Source organism: Streptomyces sp. NPDC127084 (assembly GCF_042724175.1).
In the GTDB taxonomy this organism is placed as follows: domain Bacteria; phylum Actinomycetota; class Actinomycetes; order Streptomycetales; family Streptomycetaceae; genus Streptomyces.
The window spans coordinates 14,672-34,605 of the sequence record NZ_JBHXFA010000077.1 but is presented as its reverse complement, the minus strand read 5'-3'; the positions used below and the strand labels follow the sequence as shown (position 1 = coordinate 34,605).

Below are 19,934 nucleotides of genomic sequence, written 5' to 3'. Positions count from 1 at the left end.
CCCCCGTGGGACGGCGGAGCGTCGTCTGCCTACTCCGGCTGCCGCGTCCCCAGACGCTCCGCCAGGAACGCGAGGATCTCGTCCCTGGCCCGCACGGTCGGATGGCCTTCCTCGTCGACGAGATGCGCCGTGACGACGCTGTGCGCAGAGCCGACGACATCACGGAAGAACGGCGGCGGGTCCGGGTTCGCCGCCCCGGCCGGGAGCACGCGGCCGTCGAACGCGTCCCCGAGCAGCGCCCGGTACGCCGCGAACCGCTGCCCCGTGCACCATGTGTCCCCCTCGAACCGATAGGCCAGCACCGTCAACCCGTCCCGGGTCACACGCCCGGCCACGGCAGCCGCGTCCTCGTCGCCGATCTCCAGACCGCCGGGATCGTCAAGCGGCAGCGAGGGGTGGTTGACCACGGGGGCGATGACGGCGGGCTCCAGCGCCATGGTCAGCGCGAAGTTCCCGGTGAAGCACAGTCCGACCGCCCCGACCCCGGGCCCGCCGCGCTCGGTGTGCGCCAGCCGGGCGAGCCCGCGCAGCCAGCCGACGACGGGACTGGCGCCACCACCGGCGAAGGCCCGGAACTCGGCGCTGACGCAGGCCCGTCTGACGACGGTCTCGCGTGCCTCCGCGAGCGGATATGCGCCGTCGACACCGAAGAGAGACGGCAGGTACACGGAGAACCCGGCCTCCCGCATCCAGCGCGCGAGACGCGCCACGTCCGGGCTGATCCCCGGCATCTCCGGCATGAGGATGACCGCAGGTCCCGTCCCGGTGACGTACACGGTCTTCGCGGCGCCATCGACACTCACGTCCCGCCGTACGAAGTCGTCCAACGGGTCGTCGCGCTGTCCTCGCTTGATCGCCATGACCAGGAGGATGCGCGATGGTCCACCCTTCCCGGAAGCGGCGACATCGCCATGTATCCCGGTAATATCGCCACCCGTTCACCGGCGGCCGGAGGCTTTCCATGAGTGCGTTGCGGATCGGTGTGCTGGCCTACCCCGGCTGCTTCGCTTCCGAGGTGTACGGAGTCCCCGACCTGCTGGCCATGGCCTCACATGTCGCGGCGGCACACGGCGCCCCCCAGCCCGGCTACGAGACCTCGGTCGTCTCGCCCCGGCGTCGGGTGGTCGCGTCCGGAGGACCGGCCCTCGATGTCTCCGCCGTACGCCCGGTGGACGTGCTGATCGTGCCGGGCTTCGAACTGCCGCCCACGCTCGACCTCGACACGCGCCTCACCGGCCTCGCACCGGAGCTCGCCGTGATCCGCGCACAGGCGGCGTCGGGCACCGCGGTCGTGTCGATCTGCGTCGGCGCCTTCCTGCTCGCCGAGGCCGGGCTGCTCGCCGGGCGTGAAGCCACAACCTCCTGGCTGTACGCGGACCGGTTGGCCCACAGGTACCCCGATGTGCGCCTGCGCCGGGAGGCCCTGGTCGTGACCGACCGCGGGGTGACGACGACGGCGGCCTTCAGCGCCATGTACGACTTCGCGCTCCAGCTCATCCGCGAGCACGACGGCCCCCGGGTCGCCCGCAGCACCGCCCGTATCGCACTGGTCGACGACGCACGCTCCACCCAGGCGCCCTATGTGGACCCGGCGCTCATCCCCGCCACGGGCAGGGAGTTCTCGCTCGGCGTCAAACGCCGACTCGACCGGCAGCTCGCGGCGCGCTACGACCTACCCGCCCTGGCCCGGGAGTTCCACGTCAGCACACGCACCCTGCTCCGCCGCTTCGGCGGCGAAACCGGCGAGACCCCGCTCGCCTATCTGCACACGGCCCGGGTGCGCCGGGCCAGGCACCTGCTGGAGTCGACCGACAAGACCGTCACGGCCATCGCAGCCGAGGTCGGCTACCGCGACGCCGGGGCGTTCGGTGGAATCTTCGCCCGGCACACGGGGCAGCGGCCCCGCGACTACCGGGCGAAGTTCCGCACGCAGCAGGGCTCTCAGCTCGGCCGGTGACCGTGGTGCGGCCGACTGCGCCCGTGGTGCGGGTCGCCGGCTCGGGGCTCTCGACCGCCCCGGTGCCGGGCCGGGGCAGTCGCTGGACTCGGTGACGTCCCGTCGATCGGTGTGGACCGGGTGGCGAGGTCTTGGTGACGCCTGGTCAAGCCGGCAGGACGCGGTCGCGTGGGCTTGCGAATCCTGCGCGGTTGAACAGCGTCTCCCCAGACCGGCTGGGTGGCCTGCCCTGCGGTCGGCTCCGGTGATTCCTGCCGGTACGGCCTGCTTCTCGGCGCACGCCCGTTCCCGTGACCGCGCAGCGGGACGGGAATGCCGTGGCGCGGACGCGGTCAGCCAGGGGCGATACGGCTGAGGTGCTCCCAGGACCGGTACAGATCCGCTCGGGCCCGGCCCATCTCCGAGACGTGATCAAAGGACTGGCTGCCGACTATCAGCCGTCGGGGCGGGTCCGGCAGTGCGGCCAGCTCCATGATGACCGGGGCAGCGGTTTCCGGCTCCGGGCCGACGGAGTCGCCCCACATCGCCTCCATCTCGGTGCGCAGGGGTTGGTACCGCGCCAGGGGTTCGGTGGTCGTGGTACCGGCGGTGAACAGGCCGGTGTTGTAGCCGCCCATCTGCACGATGGTGACCTTGACGCCGAACCCTTCGACCTCCATCGCCAGTGCCTCGCTGACCGAGTCCAGCGCGGCCTTGCCCGCGCCGTAGAAGCCGACGGTGGCCATGCCGCCGCCGCTGCCCATCGAGGTGACCTGGAGGAGCCGTCCTCCGCCGTGGGCGCGCAAGTGAGGAAGGGCCGCCTGAGCCACCCACACAGCGCCGAAGAAGTTCACATCCATGTGCGCCCGGATCTGCTCCTCCGTGGCTTCCTCCACCATGCCGTAGAGCATTCCGCCCGCGTTGTTGACGACGACGTCCAGCCTGCCGAACGCAGCCGCTGCCCGCTCCACCCCGTCGAACACGCTCTGACGGTCGGCGACATCCAACGAAAGCGGGACCAGGTGGCCGGGGTACTTCTCGGTCAGTTCCTCCAAAGGCTCGACATTGCGGGCGGCAGCCACCACCCGGTCGCCACCCGCCAGGGCAGCCTCGGTGAAAGCCCTGCCCAGGCCGCGGGATGCACCGGTGATGAGCCAGACTCTTGCATTCGTCACGATGCCTCACTCCCAGTAAACGAAACGGTTCGTCTCGATTCGTTTCGACTCTAGGGCATTGCCTCGAGTTCAGCAATACGGACCGTCTCGTTTTGCTTCGGGGGTAGGCTGGACGGATGTCCAACGAGAAGGGGCCGGACCACTCCCGGCGCAAGGAACGGTCCCGGCAGGCGATCCTCGCGGCCGCCCGCGCCCTGGTCGCGGAGCAGGCGTACGAGATGGTCACCGTCGAGGCCATCGCTGCCCGTGCGGGCGTCGGCAAGCAGACGATCTATCGGCGGTGGCCGTCGAAGAGTGCGGTCGTCTTCGCCGCCATCCTGGCTCTGAGTGAGGATGCGGACGGGCAGTCGGTGGTGCTGCCGGACACAGGCGATCTCGAGGCAGACCTCAAGCTTGTAATGCGTGCCACGGCGGAGGAGTTCGCCGACCCATCCTTCGACAGGCTGGTCCGGGCCCTCAACACCGAGATCGCCAACGATGCCGCGCTGGCGGCCGAATACCGCGAGAAGCTGGCCCGGCCGCTGGACGAAGCGAAGAAGGCACGCTTGCGCAGCGCCCAGGCAGCGGGCCAGCTCGACGCCGACGCCGACCTCGACCTGGTCCTCGAAGTGCTTTACGCCCCCCTCTTCCAGCGGTGGCTGCACCGCGGCGGTCCGCTGACCGCCGCATACGCCGACTCGCTCGTCGACGTGACTCTCAGAGCTTTCGCCCCCTGAGCAGGCGTGAATCCACACCCGCAGAGCTCGGCTCGGTCGGCTCCCGCCTCCTGAGCGCCCGCCATCAAGCGTTCCGGCCAGGAGGCGATGGCCGGTTTCCGTGACGTTGTCATGTTCCCAGTGATGGATCGACGGCTGCGGCGAATGCGCGACTCCTGAACACGCCGGCCTACCGGTGCCAAGCGCCGGGCATGCACCTCGCCACAAGCTGACGGGCCATCACGGAGTGGGTAGATGGGCATATTCCGCATCCTCGGTGGCATGCGCTCAGCACCCAGCCTGGTACGTCACAATGGGCACAGATGTACGGCGACCGGGGGGCGGGGTGACGGTGCGGCGCACGCATGCCACGGCCGTGCTGGCCATCGGCTCCAGCCTGCTGTCGGTCCTGCTCGCCGTCGCCGTCAACGTGGCGACCGGCGGCACCCTCCCCGCCGCCCTCGCGCCCCTCGGCCCGTTCGCCTGGCCGCTCGTCGGCCTGCTGACCGCTGCCACCGCCGTCGGGGCCGTACGTGCCGCCCGCCGCCCCGGCCCCACCACTCCCGCAACGGTCCCCGAGCCGCAGCCGTACCGTACCGCTGATATCGCCGAACTCCCTCCACCCATAGCCGACTTCGCTGGCCGCGGCCGCGAGCTGAGCACGCTCCTCAGCTTGGTGGACAGCGGTGGCCACCGCGCCATCGCCATCACCGGCGCTCCGGGTCTCGGCAAGTCGACCCTGGCCGTCCGCCTGGCGCACGAGCTGCGCCCACGCTTCCCCGACGGCCAGCTCTACGCCGACCTCGGCGCGGGCCGTGGAGACCCGGCGGCCCCCGCCGCCGTACTGGCCCGCCTGCTCGAAGCGATCGGCGCCTCCACCGAGGAGCAGGCAGGCGAGCCTGCCGCGCTCGCCGCGCGTTTCCGCAGCCGCACCGCCCAGCGCCGCGTCCTGCTCCTGCTGGACGACGCCGCCGACGCGGCCCAGATCCAGCCCCTGCTCCCGGGAGGCGAAGGCTGCCTCGCGCTGATCACCAGCCGCAGCGCGCTCTCCGGGGCTCCCGAGGCGGTGCCACTCGCCCTCGGCGGCCTCAGTGAAACCGACGCGCTCGCGCTACTGGCCGCCGTAGCGGGCGAACACCGGGTCGCCGCCGAGCCGGAAGCCGCCCTCGACGTGGTCCGTGCCTGCGGGCTGCTACCCCTCGCCGTCCGGATCGCCGCCGCCCGGCTGCGCTCCCGCCCGGGGTGGCCGGTACGCGAACTCGCCGCCCGGCTCGCCGACGAACGCCACCGCCTGGACGAGCTCCACCTTGACGACCTCGCCGTACGCTCCGTCTTCGAGGCTGGTTACGACACACTGGAGCCCGCTGACCGCGCCCTCTTCCGGAGCCTCGGCGCGTATCCGGGCCCCCGTATCACCGCCCGTGTCGCCGCGGCGGCAGCGAGCCGAGACCGCTATGCCGCGCGTGCCGCCCTGGAACGCCTCACCGACGCCCAGCTCCTCGACTCCGCCGGCCCTGACTCGTACCGCTTCCACGACCTGGTCCGGCTCTTCGCCGCCGAGCGCCTCGAACGCGACACCGCCCCCACCGAACCCCACGCCGTCCTCGCCCGCCTCATCACCGCCCACACCGAGGACGCGACCGAACACGGCAGCCACGCCTGGGGCAGTGCCGAGCAGGGCACGGTCTCGCTCCTCGTGCGCGCGGCGGTGCGGGAGGGGCTGCACACCGAGGGCTTCCGGCTCGCCCTCGCCGCCGACCGCTGGCTGTGGGACCAGCCCAGCCAACTGCCGCGCCTCGCCATGTGGACCACGATCCTGGACACCTCCCGCCGCCTCGGCGAACAGCGTGTGTCCGCATGCGCGCTGCGTGGCATGGGCGCCGCGTATCTGCACGAGGGCCGCTACGACCAGGCCGTGGACCATCTGCGGATGTCCGTCGCGATCCAGCGCCACACCGGCACCGGGCCCGAGCAGATCAAGACCCGCCGCCTGCTGGGCGACGCCCTGCGCCACGCGGGCCGCTTCGACCAGGCGCTGGCGGAGTACCGCACGGTCCTGAACGTCTACCGCGAAATGGGCCACACCATGGGCGAGGCGGAAGTCCTCAGCAGCCTCGGCGCCCTCCACCTGGACCGCCGCCGGCCCGACGAGGCCATCGTCTGCCTGGAACCGGCGGTCGCCGCCCTCATGCGCCGCGTCGGCAGCCCGGCCTACCCCGCCGACGCCCAGCGCAACCTGGGCGCGGCGTACGTCCAGACCGGCAGTCTGGCCCGCGCCGAGCACTCCCTGCGCGCCGCTCTGGCCCTCTACCGCCGACACGGTCGGCCGGTGGGAGAAGGCTGGACGCTACGCGAACTGGGCCGCCTGGAGGAGCAGCGCGGCTCTTTCGCCGCAGGCGCCACCCACCACCGCGCCGCACTCGCCGTCTTCGATGACGCGGGCTACGGCGTGGGTGTAGCGGCCCTCACGGAGACCATCGGCGACAACTACCTGGCCCAGGGCGACGTCCCAGCCGCCGACACCCACTACAGGCGGGCAGCTCAGGTGTACGCGGACCTCGGCTACCCCGTCCGCGAGGCCGAGGTCCGCCGCAAACTCAGCCTCCGCTGACGACGCCACCGACGAACGCGCTCCAGGCGGCGGCGGGGACGACGAGCACGGGGCCGTGCGGGGCCTTGCTGTCGCGGACGGGGACGACGCCGGGGATGTCGTCGCGGACTTCGTCGGCTGTTTGCAGCAGTCCCGGTACCACCGTGGGTGCGAATTCGCAGATCTTCGTCGCCTGTGCCTCAAGCTCGGCCACGGCGCGGAAATACTCCGCGTAAGGCAAGTCGTCGATCAGCTTGCGCCACAGGCGCTCGAAAAAGCCGTCGGTTTGCAGGACTTCGTCGATCCGGATCGCCACATCGAGCTGCGGCCTTCGAACCGCCTGTTCGAACTGCCCGATGTGGCCCCCGGATACGAATACCCGATGGCCAACTCCGCCTGCGTCAGCCCCACTGCCTCCCGTCGCCGCTTGAGCTCCGCTCCGAAGAACTCCCAGGCCGCGTAGCGCGGTCCAAATCCCTGGCTCGTATCTCCTTTGGCCATGGATTAACTCCTCTGTCCAGCACAGAAGTTGTAGGGCGCGTACGTCTGCCGATACTAGGTCCGTGTCTCCATGCTTGTGGAGGGGAAGACAAAAGGACCCGGAATATGGACGGGAGACTCGTGGAAAAGAAGGATTATCTTCAGGATGCTGAGGCCGCTGTCGCCGAATTGCGCTCCGCCCTCGCTCTCGCCGGAGTGACGCTGCCGTCGCTGCGGCTGGACCTGGTGTCGTACGCGAGCGGGAACGGGACGCGGGTACTGGTCGAGCTCGGCAGGTGCAACGTCGAGACGGCGCGGCTCATGACGGCCGTGCTGACGGAGGCGACGGACCGATGACGAAGCCGGCCGTGGGGTCGTATGTGATCGACACGATCACCGGCCGGATGGGGACAGTCATGGGCCACCTCGGGCCGTATGTGCAGCTCAGGCCGATCGGCGGCGGCCGTGAGTGGGATTGCCCGCCTGAGGCGGTGCGACTGGCGACCGTCTCGGAGCGCATCAGCGCGGTCACGGCCCACGCGAACGCCCGCAGCCGCGGTGAGGTGCCGTAGTGCCCGTCGCGGTGGTGCCCGTTGCACGGGGTGCGGGCGTGTCCGGTGTACCCCACCCCGTGTGGTGGGCCGGTGTGTCCGGCCTCAAGCGCCGGCCGGGCTGGGTGGTCGGGGCTGCCCGTCGCCGGGAGCGTGCCGTTGGGGCCGCTCCGGGGGCCCTCGGACGAAGTCTGGGGCGTCCCGGACATGAGCCCCGCAGCGGCCCAACCTCACGGCCACGGACCCGGCCCAGCCCACGAAGCCCCAGCCCGGCATGGGGTCCCCCGGACGAAGTCTGGGGGAGATCGAGGCCGGACACACCGGGCGCCCCAGCGGGGTGCGGAACACCGGACACCCCCCGCGCTCCGCGCAACGGGGCACCACGGGGTGCGGGCACCCGCGATCCCACGCACACCCATGGCACACCCAGCCCCCCACGCGCAGAATAAAGAGATGGCTAAGGCGACCATCCTGACCGTCGACGACGATCCAGGTGTCTCCCGGGCCATCGCCCGCGACCTGCGGCGCCATTACGGCGACCGCTTCCGCGTGCTGCGCGCCACCTCGGGAGACGAGGCCCTGGACGCACTGCGCGAGGTCAAGCTGCGGGGTGAGCCGGTGGCCGTGATGATCGCGGACTACCGGATGCCGACCATGAACGGCGTCCAGTTCCTCGAGGCCGCGATGGACCTGTTCCCGAGGGCCCGCCGCGTCCTGCTCACCGCGTACGCGGACACGGGCGCGGCGATCGACGCGATCAACGTCGTAGATCTCGACCACTACCTGCTCAAACCGTGGAGCCCCCCGGAGGAGAACCTCTACCCGGTGCTCGACACGCTCGTGGACCTGTGGGACGCGGCGCCGGACCCGGAGGCCCCCGAGACGAGGGTGGTGGGCCACCGCTGGTCGGCGCCCTCCTTCGCGGTACGGGAGTTCCTCGCGCGCAACCTGGTCCCGTACCGCTGGATACCCGCCGACGACCCCGAGGGCGCCCAGCTTCTGCACGCCGCGGGGCTCAGTGCGTGTGATGTGCCGCTGGTCGTCACCGCCGAGGGCAAGCCCCTGCACGCGCCCTCCGAGGCGGAGCTCGCGGCGCATGTGGGACTCCGCACCAGCCCGGCGGCCGACTTCTACGACGTGGTCGTGATCGGCGCGGGCCCGGCCGGTCTGGGCGCCGCGGTGTACGGGGCGTCGGAGGGGCTGCGCACGGTGCTGGTCGAGCGCACCGCGACCGGCGGTCAGGCGGGCCAGAGCAGCCGGATCGAGAACTACCTGGGCTTCCCGGACGGGGTCTCGGGCGCGCAGCTCGCCGACCGGGCGCGGCGGCAGGCGGCTCGCTTCGGAGCGGAGATCCTCAGCGCGACCGAGGTGGTGGCCCTGGAGGCGGCCGAGGCGGCGGGGTCCGGTCGGGTGCTGCGGTTCGGCGACGGCACGTCGATCGGCGCGCACACCGTCGTACTCGCCACAGGGGTTTCCTACCGGCGGCTCGCGGGGGCGCGGCTGGACGAGTTCAGTGGCGCGGGCGTCTACTACGGTTCCGCGTCGTTCGAGGCGGTCAACTGCCGGGGCGACGACGTGTACATCGTCGGCGGCGCCAACTCGGCGGGCCAGGCGGCGGTCTACTTCTCACGGTTCGCCGAGCGCGTCCACGTACTGCTGCGGGGCCCGGATCTGACCCGCTCGATGTCGGCGTATCTGATCCAGCAGATCGAGGCCCTGCCTAACGTCGAGATCCACCCGTGCACGGAGGTGGCGGCGGGCGGCGGGGACGGCCATCTGGAGCGGCTGACGCTGCGGGACAACCGGACCGGGTCGGTCACGGAAGTGGACGCGACCCGGCTGTTCGTGTTCATCGGCGCCGAGCCGCAGACGCAGTGGCTGGAGGGCTTGGTGGCCAGGGACGAGCGCGGATTCATCCTGACCGGCCCCGACCTCCCGGCTGCGGGCAGCCGCTCGCCGCGCTGGCCGCTGACGAGGGCCCCGTACCACCTGGAGACGAACGTGCCGGGGGTGTTCGCGGCGGGGGACGTGCGCGCGGAGTCGGTGAAGCGGGTGGCGTCGGCGGTGGGTGAGGGGGCCATGGCCGTCACGCTCGTACACCGCTATCTGGAGGGCCAATGACAGCTCCGGAAGCACGGGAGACGCTGACCCCGGGCGAACTGCGCACGCTGTTCCTGTTCGAGGCGCTGGACGACGAGCAGCTCGCCTGGCTGGCCGAGCGCGGACGGGTGGAGACCCGTCAGGCCCGTAGCCATGTCTACAGCCAGGGCGAGGACGCGACCTGCTTCTTCGTGCTGCTTTCGGGGACGGTCGCGCTCAGCCGCCAACTGCACGGCGATGACATCGAGCTGATGCGCAGCGACCAGAAGGGCGCGTACGCCGGGGCCACGCAGGCCTACCTCGGGGACCGGGTGGACCAGGTGTACCCCAACACGATGCGGGCCGTGACGGACGCGGAGTTCTTCGTGCTGCCCGCAGCGGAGTTCGCCACCGCCGTACGGGCCTGGTTCCCGATGGCTCTGCATCTGCTCGAAGGGCTGTTCTTCGGCCTGCGGGCCAGCGACATCATCGTGGGGGAGCGGGAGCGGCTGGTCGCCCTCGGCTCACTGACGGCAGGCCTGACCCATGAGCTCAACAACCCGGCCGCTGCGGCGGTCCGGGCCACGGAAACCCTGCGGGACCGGGTGGCGCACATGCGCTACAAGCTGGCGCTGATCGCGGACGGACGGGTGGACGGCAAACGCCTCCACGAGCTGGTGGAGATGCAGGACGCGGCCGTCAAGCGGGCCCGTGACGCCCGACAGCTCACGGCCATCGAGGCGGCGGACGCCGAGGACGAACTCGGCGACTGGCTGGAGGAGGCGGGCGTGGCCAACGCCTGGGACATCGCCCCCACCTTCGTCTCCGGCGGCATCGACGCCGACTGGCTCGCCGAGGCGACGGCGGAGCTCTCCGACGACAACCGCCGGGCCGCGGTGGGCTGGCTGAACTACACCGTGGACACAGAGCTGCTGATGAACGAGATCGGCGACGCCGTCGACCGCATCTCCGGCCTGGTCGACGCGGCCCGCCAGTACTCCCAACTCGACCGCGCCGCTCAGCAGCCGGTGGACATCCATGAACTGCTGGACGCCACACTGGTGATGCTGAAGGCCAAGGTCCCGGCGAGCGTACGGGTGGTGAAGGAGTACCAGCCCGATCTGCCGCTCGTCCCCGCCTACGGCGCGGAACTCAACCAGGTCTGGACGAACCTCATCGACAACGCTCTCGCGGCGATGGACGGCACCGGTGTCCTCACCCTCGCGACCTGGTACGAGGCCGAGCATGTGTACGTCGAGATTCGGGACACGGGCACCGGTATCGACCCGGAGATCAGACCGCGCATCTTCGAACCGTTCTTCTCGACGAAGCCGGTCGGGCAGGGCACGGGCCTCGGGCTCGACATCTCGTACCGGATCGTCGTCAACAAGCACGGCGGCGACATCCGCGTCGAATCCCGCCCCGGGGACACCCGGTTCAGGGTCTGCCTGCCGCTGGTCCGGCCGTCGGCGGACGAGCCTCTCTGACATCGACCGTCTGGGCAGCGACGCCCACTCACGCGCCCCCGTGCGGCTCGGAGCCCCCGTTGTTACGTGACGCGCTGCCTCGGTACATGTGCTTGTCCAGCAGGATGTCGATGTCCAGGGCGCCCTGAGCGGCAAGTTTCCGGGACTCTTCGAGGGCGCGCAGTCGCCGGTACCGGGCCATCACCTCGCGCAGGGCGGTGTTGACGGTGTAGCGCTTCATCGTGGTGCCGAGCTCCTTGGCAGGTTGAGGGATATCAGACCTTCTCGGGGGTCACACGGGGATGCTGAGCGGTGAGCATGGCGATGTCCTCCGGGTCGGAGGTCAGGATGGTGACGCGACCGGGGAGGGCGAGAGCGGTGGCGCAGAGCATCGCGTCGATGGCGTACTTGTGGCCATGCAGCCCCGCCGCACGCAGCAGCGTTGCCGCTGACCGGGCAATGGCCTGGGTCACCGGCTCGACACGCAATCGCGACAAGGTCCACTGCAGCGCGGCGTCATTGATCCTGGGGTGGATCACTTCGACCAGCACCGCGGCCGAGGTGATCACCGGCAGGTCCGCTCCGCGGGCGGCGCTGAGCCACTCGTGGACCTCACGGTCCCGTTGTACGGCCTTGGCCAGGCCTTCGCTGTCCAGGATCAGCGCACCGCTCACGCGGCCGCACCGGTTTCGGGTGCGGCGGTGCCGGTGAGCTTGGCCAGCTTGGCGGCCACGGCGTCCGGGTCGGCCGGGCCGTTGACGCTGTCGAAGTCGGCGATCAGCTCATCGAGGTTGTCTCGCTCGATCTGCCGCTGGGCGGCCTGTTCCAGGTACGCGGACACTCCCCGTTTGCCGACCCGCTCCCGGATTGCCTGGAGGGTGCCGGCGGTGAGGGAGACGGAGATACCACTGCTGGGCCCGTCGCCAGGGAGGAAGCTGGTCTCGTCATCAGCCATGGAGCGAGTATAGCATTCCCAATGCTATAAGAGGGGTCCTTGTCGGGCTTGGTGCGACCGGGCCGCCCCCGCCCCGCGCCCGTGCGGAAGAATGGGCCCATGACCCTGTTCCGCGACGACGGCATCGTGCTGCGCACCCAGAAGCTGGGTGAAGCGGACCGCATCATCACCATCCTCACCCGCGGCCATGGCCGCGTACGGGCCGTCGCGCGCGGAGTGCGCAGGACCAAGTCGAAGTTCGGGGCGCGGCTGGAGCCGTTCTCGCACGTGGATGTGCAGTTCTTCGCGCGGGGCGGCGAGCTCGTGGGGCGTGGTCTGCCGCTGTGTACACAGAGCGAGACCATCGCCCCGTACGGCAGCGGGATCGTCGCCGACTACGCCCGCTACACCGCAGGCACCGCCATGCTGGAGACGGCGGAACGGTTCACCGATCACGAGGGGGAGCCGGCGGTCCAGCAGTACCTGCTGCTCGTCGGGGGGCTGCGGACACTCTCCCGGGGGGAGCACGCGCCGCATCTGATCCTCGACGCGTTCCTGCTGCGCTCCCTCGCCGTGAACGGCTACGCGCCCAGCTTCGACGATTGCGCCAAATGCGGACTGCACGGCCCGAACCGCTTCTTCTCGGTCGCTTCGGGCGGAGTGATATGCGGCGACTGCCGGGTGCCCGGCAGCGTCGTACCCTCGCCTGAGGCAATCGGGCTGCTCAGCGCGCTGCTGACCGGTGACTGGGACACGGCGGACGCCGCCGAGGCCCGTCATGTCAGGGAGGCGAGCGGGCTGGTGTCGGCCTATCTGCACTGGCATCTGGAGCGGGGACTGCGCTCGCTCCGGTACGTGGAGAAGTTCGTCAGGAACGCAGAGGGCGCCGAGAACGCCACGACTGCCGAGAACGCCACGACCGCTACGACCGCCGAGAAGAAGTGAGTGTGACATGGCACGACGCGGAATCCTGGGACGCTCCCGCCGCGAGTACAAGGTCCCCGAGCCGCACCCCTCCGGTGCCCGTCCGCCGAAGATCCCGGCCGAGCTGGTGCCGCAGCACGTGGCCATCGTCATGGACGGCAACGGCCGCTGGGCCAAGGACCGCGGTCTGCCCCGCACCGAGGGGCACAAGGTCGGCGAGGGCGTGGTGCTCGACGTGCTCAAGGGCTGCCTGGAGATGGGCGTCAAGAACCTCTCCCTCTACGCCTTCTCCACCGAGAACTGGAAGCGCTCCCCCGAGGAGGTGCGCTTCCTGATGAACTTCAACCGCGATGTGATCCGCCGCCGCCGTGACGAGATGGACGAGCTGGGCATCCGAATCCGCTGGGTCGGCCGGATGCCCAAGATGTGGAAGTCCGTGGTCCAGGAGCTCCAGGTCGCCCAGGAGCAGACCAAGACCAATGACGCCATGACGCTCTACTTCTGCGTCAACTACGGCGGGCGTGCCGAGATCGCCGACGCCGCCAAGCGGATCGCCGAGGATGTCGCCGCAGGACGGCTCGACCCGTCGAAGGTCAGCGAGAAGACCTTCCAGAAGTACCTCTACTACGCGGACATGCCGGACGTCGACCTGTTCCTGCGCCCGAGCGGTGAGCAGCGCACGTCGAACTACCTGATCTGGCAGAGCAGCTACGCCGAGATGGTGTTCCAGGACGTGCTGTGGCCCGATTTCGACCGCCGTGACCTGTGGCGGGCCTGCCTGGAGTACGCGTCCCGCGACCGGCGTTTCGGCGGCGCGATCCCGAACGAGGAGCTGCTCGCGCTGGAGAAGAAGCCGGCGGAGAAGGCGTAGCGGGAGTCGGGAGCGCGCCACCGGCGGGCTGGAACGCGTGACCGCTGCGCGCCCTCTGGAAAGGTACCGGTACCGAAACGGTCCGATCGCTGAATTGGGGTGGGATGGATGCGGGTACTCGTCGTGGAGGACGAGGAGATGCTGGCCGGGGCGATAGCCGAAGGGTTGCGCCAGGAGGCGTTCGCCGTGGACGTCGTGTACGACGGCGAGGCCGCCCTGGAGCGCCTCGCCGTCAACGAGTACGACGTGATGGTCCTGGACCGGGACCTGCCGAAGGTGCACGGCGACGTGGTGTGCGGCCAGGTCGTCGGGTCCGGGGCAGGGGTGCGGATCCTGATGCTCACCGTGTCCACCACCATCGCCGAACGGGTCGCCGGTCTCAGCCTCGGCGCCGACGACTACCTCGCCAAGCCCTTCGCGTTCGCCGAGCTGGTGGCACGTGTCAGGGCGCTGGGCCGCCGGGCCCGCGCCGCGGCGCCCCCGGTCCTGGAGCGCGCCGGGCTGCGTCTCGATCCCCATCTGCGCGAGACCTACCGGGACGGGCGCTACATCGCCCTGTCCCGCAAGGAGTTCGCGGTCCTGGAGGAGCTGCTGCGGGCGCAGGGCGCCCCCGTGTCGGCGGAGATGCTGCTGGAGCGGGTGTGGGACGAGAACATCGACCCGTTCACCACCATCGTCCGCGTCACCATCCGGAGCCTGCGCCGCAAGCTGGGCGATCCCGGGGTGGTGGAGACGGTGACCGGCGTGGGGTACCGGGTCCGATGAGCGGGGAAGGCCCTGGATGGTCCCTGTCCGCGCGGCGTGGGAGTCTGCGGCTGCGCCTGACCGCCGGCTTCGGTCTGCTGTTCTTCGTCGCGGCGGCGGCCGTGCTCGTCGGCGCCGTCATCCTGGTGCGGAACAGCATGCGTTACAGCCTCGGTCTGGTCCTCCCGGGTGGCTTCGGCTCCGACCCCCTGGTGGACCAGGCGACCAGGCAGATCATCGTCGACACGATGCAGACCAATCTGCTGACCAAGGGCGGGCTCACCGTCATCGCCGTCGGGGTCGCCGCCACCACGCTCGGCTGGGTGGTCGCGGGCAGACTGCTGCGGCCCCTGGAACGGATCACCTCCACCGCGGAACGCATCGCGAGCCGCACCCTGCACCGGCGGATCGGTCTCGACAGCGCCTCGGGCGAGGTGAAGCGCCTCGCGGACTCCTTCGACAGCATGCTGGACCGGCTCGACGCCGCCTTCGCCGGGCAGGAACGTTTCATCGCGAATGCCGCGCACGAGCTCAAGACCCCGCTGGTGATCAACCGCACCCTGGTGGAGGTGGCCATGAGCCGCCGCGACGCACCCCCGGAGATCCGGCAGCTCGGCGAGAACCTCCTCGCCGTCAACGCCCGCCACGAACGCCTCATCGACGCACTGCTCACCCTCGCCCGCGCCGACGACGCCCTCACCGAGCGGGTCGGCACCGATCTGGCGGAGCTCGCCGCCGTCGTCCTCGAGCACACGCGTGACGAGGCCGAACGCGGGGAAGTGACGGTCGAGTCGTACCTCGGCGCGGCGTCCACCACCGGCGATCCGATCCTGCTGGAACAGCTCGTACGCAACCTCGTGGAGAACGCCATCAGGCACAACGCGCCCGGGGGCAGTGTGACCGTGGAGACCCGCAAGGACGCGTCCGGTGCGCAGATCGTGATCGGCAACACCGGTGCCCAGATCTCACCGCACGAGATCCCCATGCTCTTCGAGCCGTTCCGGAGGCTCACCGACCGGGTGGGCTCCGCCAGGGGAAGCGGGCTCGGCCTTTCGATCGTACGGGCCGTGGCGCAGGCCCACGACGGCGATGTGACGGCCGCGCCGCGCAAGGGCGGCGGGCTGGTCGTACACGTCACCCTGCCGTGAGCGTGAGCTGAGCGTGCGCGGGCCTGCGAGTCCGCATGTGTGCGCCTGACCGTGTCCAGGTGAACCCGTACGTCAGTGCTGGTCCTCGTACCCCCGTGTGAGTTCCGTGTGAGTGGAAGCCCTCACCGCCAGTTCACGCAGCGGCATGTGTAGTTCCGGTAGGAACACCATCCCTGCAAGGAGCTCCCACCATGCCGAGCAGGCAGCACCGCAAGCAGAGCCGCAGAAGGCCCCGGACCCTCCGTCAGCGCACACCCCTGTACGCGACCGCACTCCTCGCCGTAGTAGGTGCCGGATACTTCGCCGGCTTCGGAGGGGACAACGGCACGGGAGCGCTGGCATCCTTCCCGGGGCTCGACGGCGGCGGCCCGGTGAGCCCGCAGGGGCTGGAGCTCGACATACCCGAGTCCCAGGAACCGAAGCCCGGAGCGTCGCCGCCGGCGGCCGAGGCCGCCGCCGAAGCCGCGGGCCGGCCGCACATCCCGCAGCGCGGCGACGGCGAGTTCGAGACGGTCCCGGTGGAGGGCGCGGCGCGCACCGTCGGCAAGGGCACCCCGCTGCGCTACGGCGTGGCGGTGGAGGGCGGACTGGGCCAGAACCCGGACAGCGTCGCTCGCGAGGTCGAGGGCATACTCGCCGACAAACGCGGCTGGACCAGCGGCGGCAAAGCCGCCTTCCAGCGGGTCGACCAGCCGCCCTACGACTTCGTGGTGCGGCTGGCGTCGCCCGCCACCACGGACGAGCTCTGCGGGAAGTACGGGCTCGACACCGGTGGCCAGGTCAACTGCAGCGGCGGCACGGATGTCGTGGTCAACCTCCGGCGCTGGGTGCTGCTCACCCCCGCCTACCAGGGCCGCACCTCGATGTACCGCGCGCTGATCGTCAACCACGAGGTCGGCCACCGGCTCGGCTACGGGCATCGCGGATGCCCGGGGCCCGGGCGCCCGGCACCCGCGATGATGCAGCAGATCAAGGGGCTCAACGGCTGTGTGATCAACGCCTGGCCCTATGACGCGGAGGGCCGTCCGATCGAAGGGCCCCACGTCGGGTAGGAGTTCGGGCGAATAGGCTCGACGCCGAGGTGGAAGCCTGGTCCGTCCCGCCCGGACGGGCGGCACGTGGTACGACGTGCCCATGACACAAGATCGGTTATCATCTCTGGCCAGAGGCCTGAACCGCCACGGGGGTGTTCGGCCGTGGAGATCCAGGGGGCGGCGAGCATGGCCGGTGCGGGCTCGGACGGCTACCAGATCCAGGCGAGCGGCATGGACGGCGAGGCCGGAAAGCTCGACCGGGCGGGCGAGGACGTCGGCCTCATACGCAAGGCCGTGGAAGACGGCATGTGCTACGCACATGACGCTCTCGGCGGCTCGGACTCCGGCCCCGCGTACGACGACTTCGCCGCCGCCTGGCAGGACGAGGCGAAGACGCTGGAAGCCGCGCTGCACGAACTCGCGGACAAGGTCGGCGTCTCCCAGCGGAACTACCAGAACGCCGACCAGGAAACCATCGTCGCGCTGCACTCCGCGGGCAACGGCCTGACGACCATGCCTGCACCCGCCGCCGCCCACCCGGGGATCACCACGGGCCCCGCCCCGGGCGTGCGCCCGGCCGTGCTCGGCGAGCCGCCTGTCACCACGGGCCCCGCCCCGGGTGAGCGCCCCGCCGTGCTCGGTGAGCCGCCCATCGGCATCCAGCCCGCCCCGGGCTCGCGCCCGCCGAGCCTCGCCGACTTCGACTGACGCACCGGCTCACGCCACACAGACCGACACACCGGCGACCGCGCGCATCCGACCGGCGTGTGTGCTTCCAACTGACACCTGAGCAAGGACAGCGGGCTCCCACCACATGGCTGACGCAGGCGAATCCACCACCGACCGCAAGCAGAAGATCGACCGCTACACGGGAGACCTCGCGGCGGCCGACAGCAAGAACGGGGTCCTGGAGGCCATCGACAACCTCCTCGGTGTCTCCGCACCGGTCGGTTCCCCGAGCACTCTGGAGGCCATCGCCCAGCGCTACAAGGGCCAGGCCGACGACGCCGCGGACGTACAGGACCGGGTCGAGAAGGTCGCCGCGTCAGGGCTTCCGTCGGTGTGGGTGGGCAGCACCGGAGCCAAGGCGGCCGAGGTGGTGGCGGCGGCCGGCCGCTCCGCGCAGCAGATGGCCGAGGCGTTCCGCAAGGCGTCCAAGGCCCTCTACGACCTCTCGGACGCGCTCACCTCCGCCCAGTCCAAGGACGGCGACGGCCGCGAGCAGTTGCGCAAGGCCCGCGCGATGCTCGGCGGCGAGGACGGCTTCTTCGACGACATGGTCGAGAAGGACGCCGAGGAAGCCGAACGCCGGCGGGCCCAGGATGCCGCGGGAACAGGGGCCAACCTGCTCCACGCCGCCGCGCAGGAGGCGGATGACGCGGCGCGGACGGCGGCGCGGGAGCTGAACAAGTACGCGGCCGAGGCCCGTGCCGGGCAGATGCAGACCGACAACATCTCCGCCGCCGACCGCCTCGTCCTCGCCGACGTCGGTGTGTCCGGGGGTCCGCAGGAGCAGAACGAACTCCTCACCGCCAACGACCTCGAACGTTCCGGCCGGTTCATGGAGAAGATGAACGCGCGGGACGAGGCCCGCTTCGAGCGGATGCTCGCGGAGGCCAAGACGCCGCAGGAGCGGGCGTATCTGGTCAAGGCGCTGGCCGCGGGCTATGACGTGGACGAGGTCGGCCAGTTCCGCGACAAGATCCACGGCAAGGACCCGTACTGGCTGCAGCAGCACCTCAGCCCGATCGTCACGGCCGGCGACAGCAAGGTGGACGAGGGGCTCAATCCCGACAGGTCCAACAAGAACACCGACTACCAGCAGTTCGGCGACAAGAAGTGGTCCCAGAACGGCGACACCTGTGTGCCGTCGAGCACCGTGACCGCACGCGCCATGGTCGATCCCGTCTACGCGCTGGAGTTGACCGGCGGGCCGTCCGGACAGGAGAACGACCCCGGCGCCTTCCGCGAGCGTCTCGACGACGAACAGTTGCGCATGCACGAGGAAGGCGACGGCAGCTACACGCACTGGTGGTCCGACACTCCGAGTGGAGTGGACAGCGACGGGCAGAACAAGCTCGCCAACAACGAGATCAGCCCGCATACCGGCAGCGGGTACGAGTACCAGAAGGTTCGCGATGCGGACGAGCGCCGTGACGTGCTGCCGGACATCGAGAAGTCCGTGGCTGAGGGCAAACCTGTCCCCATCAACGTGGAGGGGTACGACAAGGACGGCCGGCACGGGCACCAAATGATGGTGATCGGCCAGGAGGGCGACATGTTGCAGATCTACAACCCGTGGGGCCAGACGACCTGGGTCAGCGAGGACGACTTCGTCAACGGCCGCATGGACAAGGCCTCCGACAACCGCATGCCCGACGCGTACGCCGTCCACCTGCCCGCCGACCGATAGGTGAGCCCCATGACCAGCGCCCTGCGCCGACTCGCCCTTCCCGCCCTGCTGATGACCGTGCTCGCGGGCTGCGGCCTCTTCGGTCCTGACACCTATGAGCTGGATGAGAAGCACATAGAGGTGGACGCGGGGGAGGAGTTCACGCTGTCCGTCCCGGTCGCCGTCGCCATGGGCGAGTGGTGGTATCTGACATCGCCGGAGCCCGACCCCGACATCGTCCGGAAGAAGGGCAAGCGGGAGGACATCGAGGGCCAGCCCGAGGGCGTCGCCGGAGGCGCGCGCGGAACGGACTCCTTCGACTTCGAGGCTGTTGGTCCCGGCACGACGGAGATCCGGCTCATCCAGTGCCCGCGCGGTGCCTGCGACGGCGGCGGCGATGCCGGCGGACCCATGACCCCGTCTCCCGTCCCGAGTGGCAGCCGCACTCCCAGCGCGGAGTACCGGGCCACCATCCACACCTACACCGTCACCGTGAGGAAGCCATGACCTCCGCGCCGCAGGCCTCGCCCCCGAGCCGGACCGACGACGAGCTGGCGCGGTCGGATATCGCGGCGATGCTGCGTTACGGCCTCTCCTTCGCCGGACCGCACCGCACCGCCCTCTTCGGCGACGGCGCGGTGGGCGCCGCCGTCCTGCTGGACCGGCTCGGCGTCCAGCCGCGGGCGGTGGCCTTCCTCGCCAAGGTGGTACGCAGCGGGGGTGTCCGGTACGCGGCCGAGCTGCGCGAGCCGGTGCCGGGCGATGAGGCGGTGGCCATGGTTCGTGCGTGGCTGGAGTCCGGGGGGCCCCCCCCCCCCCGGGGGGGCGGCGGGGGCGGGGGGGCCCCCGCGGGGGGGGGCGGGGGCGCCCCACGCGGGTTTGAAAAAAAAAAGCCGCCGCCGCAACAAGGAGGGT

Annotated in this window: 22 protein-coding genes and 1 pseudogene; 16 read left to right on the top strand and 7 right to left on the bottom strand. The window is 70.6% G+C overall.

What is annotated here, in order from left to right; genetic code table 11:
• Positions 1-29: 29 nt before the first annotated feature.
• Complete coding sequence (locus ACFWI9_RS19160) at positions 30-860, bottom strand: dienelactone hydrolase family protein (protein ID WP_387163465.1); 831 nt, start codon at positions 858-860, stop codon at positions 30-32.
• 101 nt (positions 861-961) lie between these two features.
• Between ACFWI9_RS19160 and ACFWI9_RS19155 the strand changes: the two genes are divergently transcribed.
• A complete protein-coding gene (locus ACFWI9_RS19155; protein ID WP_387163464.1) occupies positions 962-1,957 on the top strand; it encodes a GlxA family transcriptional regulator in 996 nt (331 codons plus the stop codon).
• A 332-nt stretch (positions 1,958-2,289) separates the two neighbouring features.
• Here the strand turns inward: ACFWI9_RS19155 and ACFWI9_RS19150 are convergent, their stop codons facing one another.
• Complete coding sequence (locus tag ACFWI9_RS19150; RefSeq protein ID WP_387163461.1) at positions 2,290-3,111, bottom strand: SDR family NAD(P)-dependent oxidoreductase; 822 nt, start codon at positions 3,109-3,111, stop codon at positions 2,290-2,292.
• A gap of 116 nt (positions 3,112-3,227) precedes the next feature.
• On the opposite strand from ACFWI9_RS19150, the gene ACFWI9_RS19145 reads away from it, so the two are divergent.
• On the top strand, positions 3,228-3,827 hold the full coding sequence (locus tag ACFWI9_RS19145) for a TetR/AcrR family transcriptional regulator (protein ID WP_387163459.1): 600 nt from the start codon (positions 3,228-3,230) through the stop codon (positions 3,825-3,827).
• A gap of 331 nt (positions 3,828-4,158) precedes the next feature.
• Positions 4,159-6,417 (top strand): tetratricopeptide repeat protein, encoded by a 2,259-nt coding sequence (locus ACFWI9_RS19140; RefSeq protein ID WP_387163458.1) that lies wholly within the window; start codon positions 4,159-4,161, stop codon positions 6,415-6,417.
• Here ACFWI9_RS19140 and ACFWI9_RS19135 read toward each other — a convergent pair.
• On the bottom strand, positions 6,404-6,544 hold the full coding sequence (locus ACFWI9_RS19135; protein ID WP_387163468.1) for a DUF397 domain-containing protein: 141 nt from the start codon (positions 6,542-6,544) through the stop codon (positions 6,404-6,406). The genes ACFWI9_RS19140 and ACFWI9_RS19135 overlap by 14 nt on opposite strands.
• Positions 6,521-6,897, bottom strand: a pseudogene (locus tag ACFWI9_RS19130) (Scr1 family TA system antitoxin-like transcriptional regulator); the annotation flags it as partial. The pseudogene ACFWI9_RS19130 and the gene ACFWI9_RS19135, both read right to left, overlap by 24 nt.
• 120 nt (positions 6,898-7,017) lie before the next feature.
• Here ACFWI9_RS19130 and ACFWI9_RS19125 point away from each other — a divergent pair.
• The 4 genes from ACFWI9_RS19125 to ACFWI9_RS19110 all read left to right on the top strand — a co-directional run bounded on the left by ACFWI9_RS19125 (position 7,018) and on the right by ACFWI9_RS19110 (position 10,993).
• On the top strand, positions 7,018-7,233 hold the full coding sequence (locus tag ACFWI9_RS19125) for a hypothetical protein (RefSeq protein ID WP_387163456.1): 216 nt from the start codon (positions 7,018-7,020) through the stop codon (positions 7,231-7,233).
• A complete protein-coding gene (locus tag ACFWI9_RS19120; RefSeq protein ID WP_387163454.1) occupies positions 7,230-7,448 on the top strand; it encodes a hypothetical protein in 219 nt (72 codons plus the stop codon). Before ACFWI9_RS19125 ends, ACFWI9_RS19120 begins: the two co-directional genes overlap by 4 nt.
• A gap of 396 nt (positions 7,449-7,844) precedes the next feature.
• Complete coding sequence (locus ACFWI9_RS19115; RefSeq protein ID WP_387163452.1) at positions 7,845-9,548, top strand: FAD-dependent oxidoreductase; 1,704 nt, start codon at positions 7,845-7,847, stop codon at positions 9,546-9,548.
• Positions 9,545-10,993: an ATP-binding protein gene (locus ACFWI9_RS19110; RefSeq protein WP_387163451.1), complete on the top strand. Its 1,449-nt coding sequence runs from the start codon at positions 9,545-9,547 to the stop codon at positions 10,991-10,993. Before ACFWI9_RS19115 ends, ACFWI9_RS19110 begins: the two co-directional genes overlap by 4 nt.
• A 28-nt stretch (positions 10,994-11,021) precedes the next feature.
• Here the strand turns inward: ACFWI9_RS19110 and ACFWI9_RS19105 are convergent, their stop codons facing one another.
• From ACFWI9_RS19105 to ACFWI9_RS19095, 3 genes are read right to left on the bottom strand one after another with little or no spacing between them, the layout of a single operon-like run.
• A complete protein-coding gene (locus tag ACFWI9_RS19105) occupies positions 11,022-11,213 on the bottom strand; it encodes a type II toxin-antitoxin system VapB family antitoxin (RefSeq protein ID WP_387163449.1) in 192 nt (63 codons plus the stop codon).
• Between the two features lie 34 nt (positions 11,214-11,247).
• Positions 11,248-11,646: a type II toxin-antitoxin system VapC family toxin gene (locus ACFWI9_RS19100; protein ID WP_387163448.1), complete on the bottom strand. Its 399-nt coding sequence runs from the start codon at positions 11,644-11,646 to the stop codon at positions 11,248-11,250.
• The gene (locus ACFWI9_RS19095; protein ID WP_387163446.1) at positions 11,643-11,927 is read right to left on the bottom strand and encodes a hypothetical protein; all 285 of its coding nucleotides are present in this window, start codon (positions 11,925-11,927) and stop codon (positions 11,643-11,645) included. Before ACFWI9_RS19095 ends, ACFWI9_RS19100 begins: the two co-directional genes overlap by 4 nt.
• Positions 11,928-12,026: 99 nt before the next feature.
• On the opposite strand from ACFWI9_RS19095, the gene recO reads away from it, so the two are divergent.
• The 9 genes from recO to ACFWI9_RS19050 all read left to right on the top strand — a co-directional run.
• Complete coding sequence (recO, locus tag ACFWI9_RS19090; protein WP_387163445.1) at positions 12,027-12,851, top strand: DNA repair protein RecO; 825 nt, start codon at positions 12,027-12,029, stop codon at positions 12,849-12,851.
• A gap of 7 nt (positions 12,852-12,858) precedes the next feature.
• Complete coding sequence (locus ACFWI9_RS19085; RefSeq protein WP_387163443.1) at positions 12,859-13,701, top strand: isoprenyl transferase; 843 nt, start codon at positions 12,859-12,861, stop codon at positions 13,699-13,701.
• Between the two features lie 108 nt (positions 13,702-13,809).
• A complete protein-coding gene (locus ACFWI9_RS19080) occupies positions 13,810-14,466 on the top strand; it encodes a response regulator transcription factor (protein ID WP_387163441.1) in 657 nt (218 codons plus the stop codon).
• Positions 14,463-15,593, top strand: a complete 1,131-nt coding sequence (locus tag ACFWI9_RS19075) for a sensor histidine kinase (protein ID WP_387163439.1) — start codon at positions 14,463-14,465, stop codon at positions 15,591-15,593. The genes ACFWI9_RS19080 and ACFWI9_RS19075 overlap by 4 nt, the downstream gene beginning before the upstream one ends.
• A gap of 191 nt (positions 15,594-15,784) precedes the next feature.
• Positions 15,785-16,645, top strand: a complete 861-nt coding sequence (locus ACFWI9_RS19070) for a DUF3152 domain-containing protein (RefSeq protein WP_387163437.1) — start codon at positions 15,785-15,787, stop codon at positions 16,643-16,645.
• Positions 16,646-16,789: 144 nt separating this feature from the next.
• Positions 16,790-17,335: a hypothetical protein gene (locus tag ACFWI9_RS19065; protein ID WP_387163436.1), complete on the top strand. Its 546-nt coding sequence runs from the start codon at positions 16,790-16,792 to the stop codon at positions 17,333-17,335.
• A gap of 106 nt (positions 17,336-17,441) precedes the next feature.
• Positions 17,442-19,040, top strand: a complete 1,599-nt coding sequence (locus ACFWI9_RS19060; protein ID WP_387163433.1) for a peptidoglycan-binding protein — start codon at positions 17,442-17,444, stop codon at positions 19,038-19,040.
• A 9-nt stretch (positions 19,041-19,049) separates the two neighbouring features.
• Complete coding sequence (locus tag ACFWI9_RS19055) at positions 19,050-19,526, top strand: protease inhibitor I42 family protein (RefSeq protein WP_387163431.1); 477 nt, start codon at positions 19,050-19,052, stop codon at positions 19,524-19,526.
• Positions 19,523-19,934 (top strand): hypothetical protein (locus ACFWI9_RS19050; protein ID WP_387163430.1); only part of this gene is annotated, 412 nt, incomplete at its 3' end. The genes ACFWI9_RS19055 and ACFWI9_RS19050, both read left to right, overlap by 4 nt.

Bases quoted from the DNA above. Each gene is read 5' to 3' on its own strand.
- ACFWI9_RS19085 (WP_387163443.1), top strand. From the start codon at position 12,859: ATGGCACGACGCGGAATCCTGGGACGCTCCCGCCGCGAGTACAAGGTC.
- ACFWI9_RS19120 (WP_387163454.1), top strand. From the start codon at position 7,230: ATGACGAAGCCGGCCGTGGGGTCGTATGTGATCGACACGATCACCGGC.
- ACFWI9_RS19060 (WP_387163433.1), top strand. From the start codon at position 17,442: ATGGCTGACGCAGGCGAATCCACCACCGACCGCAAGCAGAAGATCGAC.
- ACFWI9_RS19115 (WP_387163452.1), top strand. From the start codon at position 7,845: ATGGCACACCCAGCCCCCCACGCGCAGAATAAAGAGATGGCTAAGGCG.
- ACFWI9_RS19070 (WP_387163437.1), top strand. From the start codon at position 15,785: ATGCCGAGCAGGCAGCACCGCAAGCAGAGCCGCAGAAGGCCCCGGACC.
- ACFWI9_RS19075 (WP_387163439.1), top strand. From the start codon at position 14,463: ATGAGCGGGGAAGGCCCTGGATGGTCCCTGTCCGCGCGGCGTGGGAGT.
- ACFWI9_RS19095 (WP_387163446.1), bottom strand. From the start codon at position 11,927: ATGGCTGATGACGAGACCAGCTTCCTCCCTGGCGACGGGCCCAGCAGT.
- ACFWI9_RS19155 (WP_387163464.1), top strand. From the start codon at position 962: ATGAGTGCGTTGCGGATCGGTGTGCTGGCCTACCCCGGCTGCTTCGCT.
- ACFWI9_RS19145 (WP_387163459.1), top strand. From the start codon at position 3,228: ATGTCCAACGAGAAGGGGCCGGACCACTCCCGGCGCAAGGAACGGTCC.
- ACFWI9_RS19055 (WP_387163431.1), top strand. From the start codon at position 19,050: ATGACCAGCGCCCTGCGCCGACTCGCCCTTCCCGCCCTGCTGATGACC.
- ACFWI9_RS19105 (WP_387163449.1), bottom strand. From the start codon at position 11,213: ATGAAGCGCTACACCGTCAACACCGCCCTGCGCGAGGTGATGGCCCGG.
- ACFWI9_RS19110 (WP_387163451.1), top strand. From the start codon at position 9,545: ATGACAGCTCCGGAAGCACGGGAGACGCTGACCCCGGGCGAACTGCGC.
- recO (WP_387163445.1), top strand. From the start codon at position 12,027: ATGACCCTGTTCCGCGACGACGGCATCGTGCTGCGCACCCAGAAGCTG.
- ACFWI9_RS19160 (WP_387163465.1), bottom strand. From the start codon at position 860: ATGGCGATCAAGCGAGGACAGCGCGACGACCCGTTGGACGACTTCGTA.
- ACFWI9_RS19080 (WP_387163441.1), top strand. From the start codon at position 13,810: ATGCGGGTACTCGTCGTGGAGGACGAGGAGATGCTGGCCGGGGCGATA.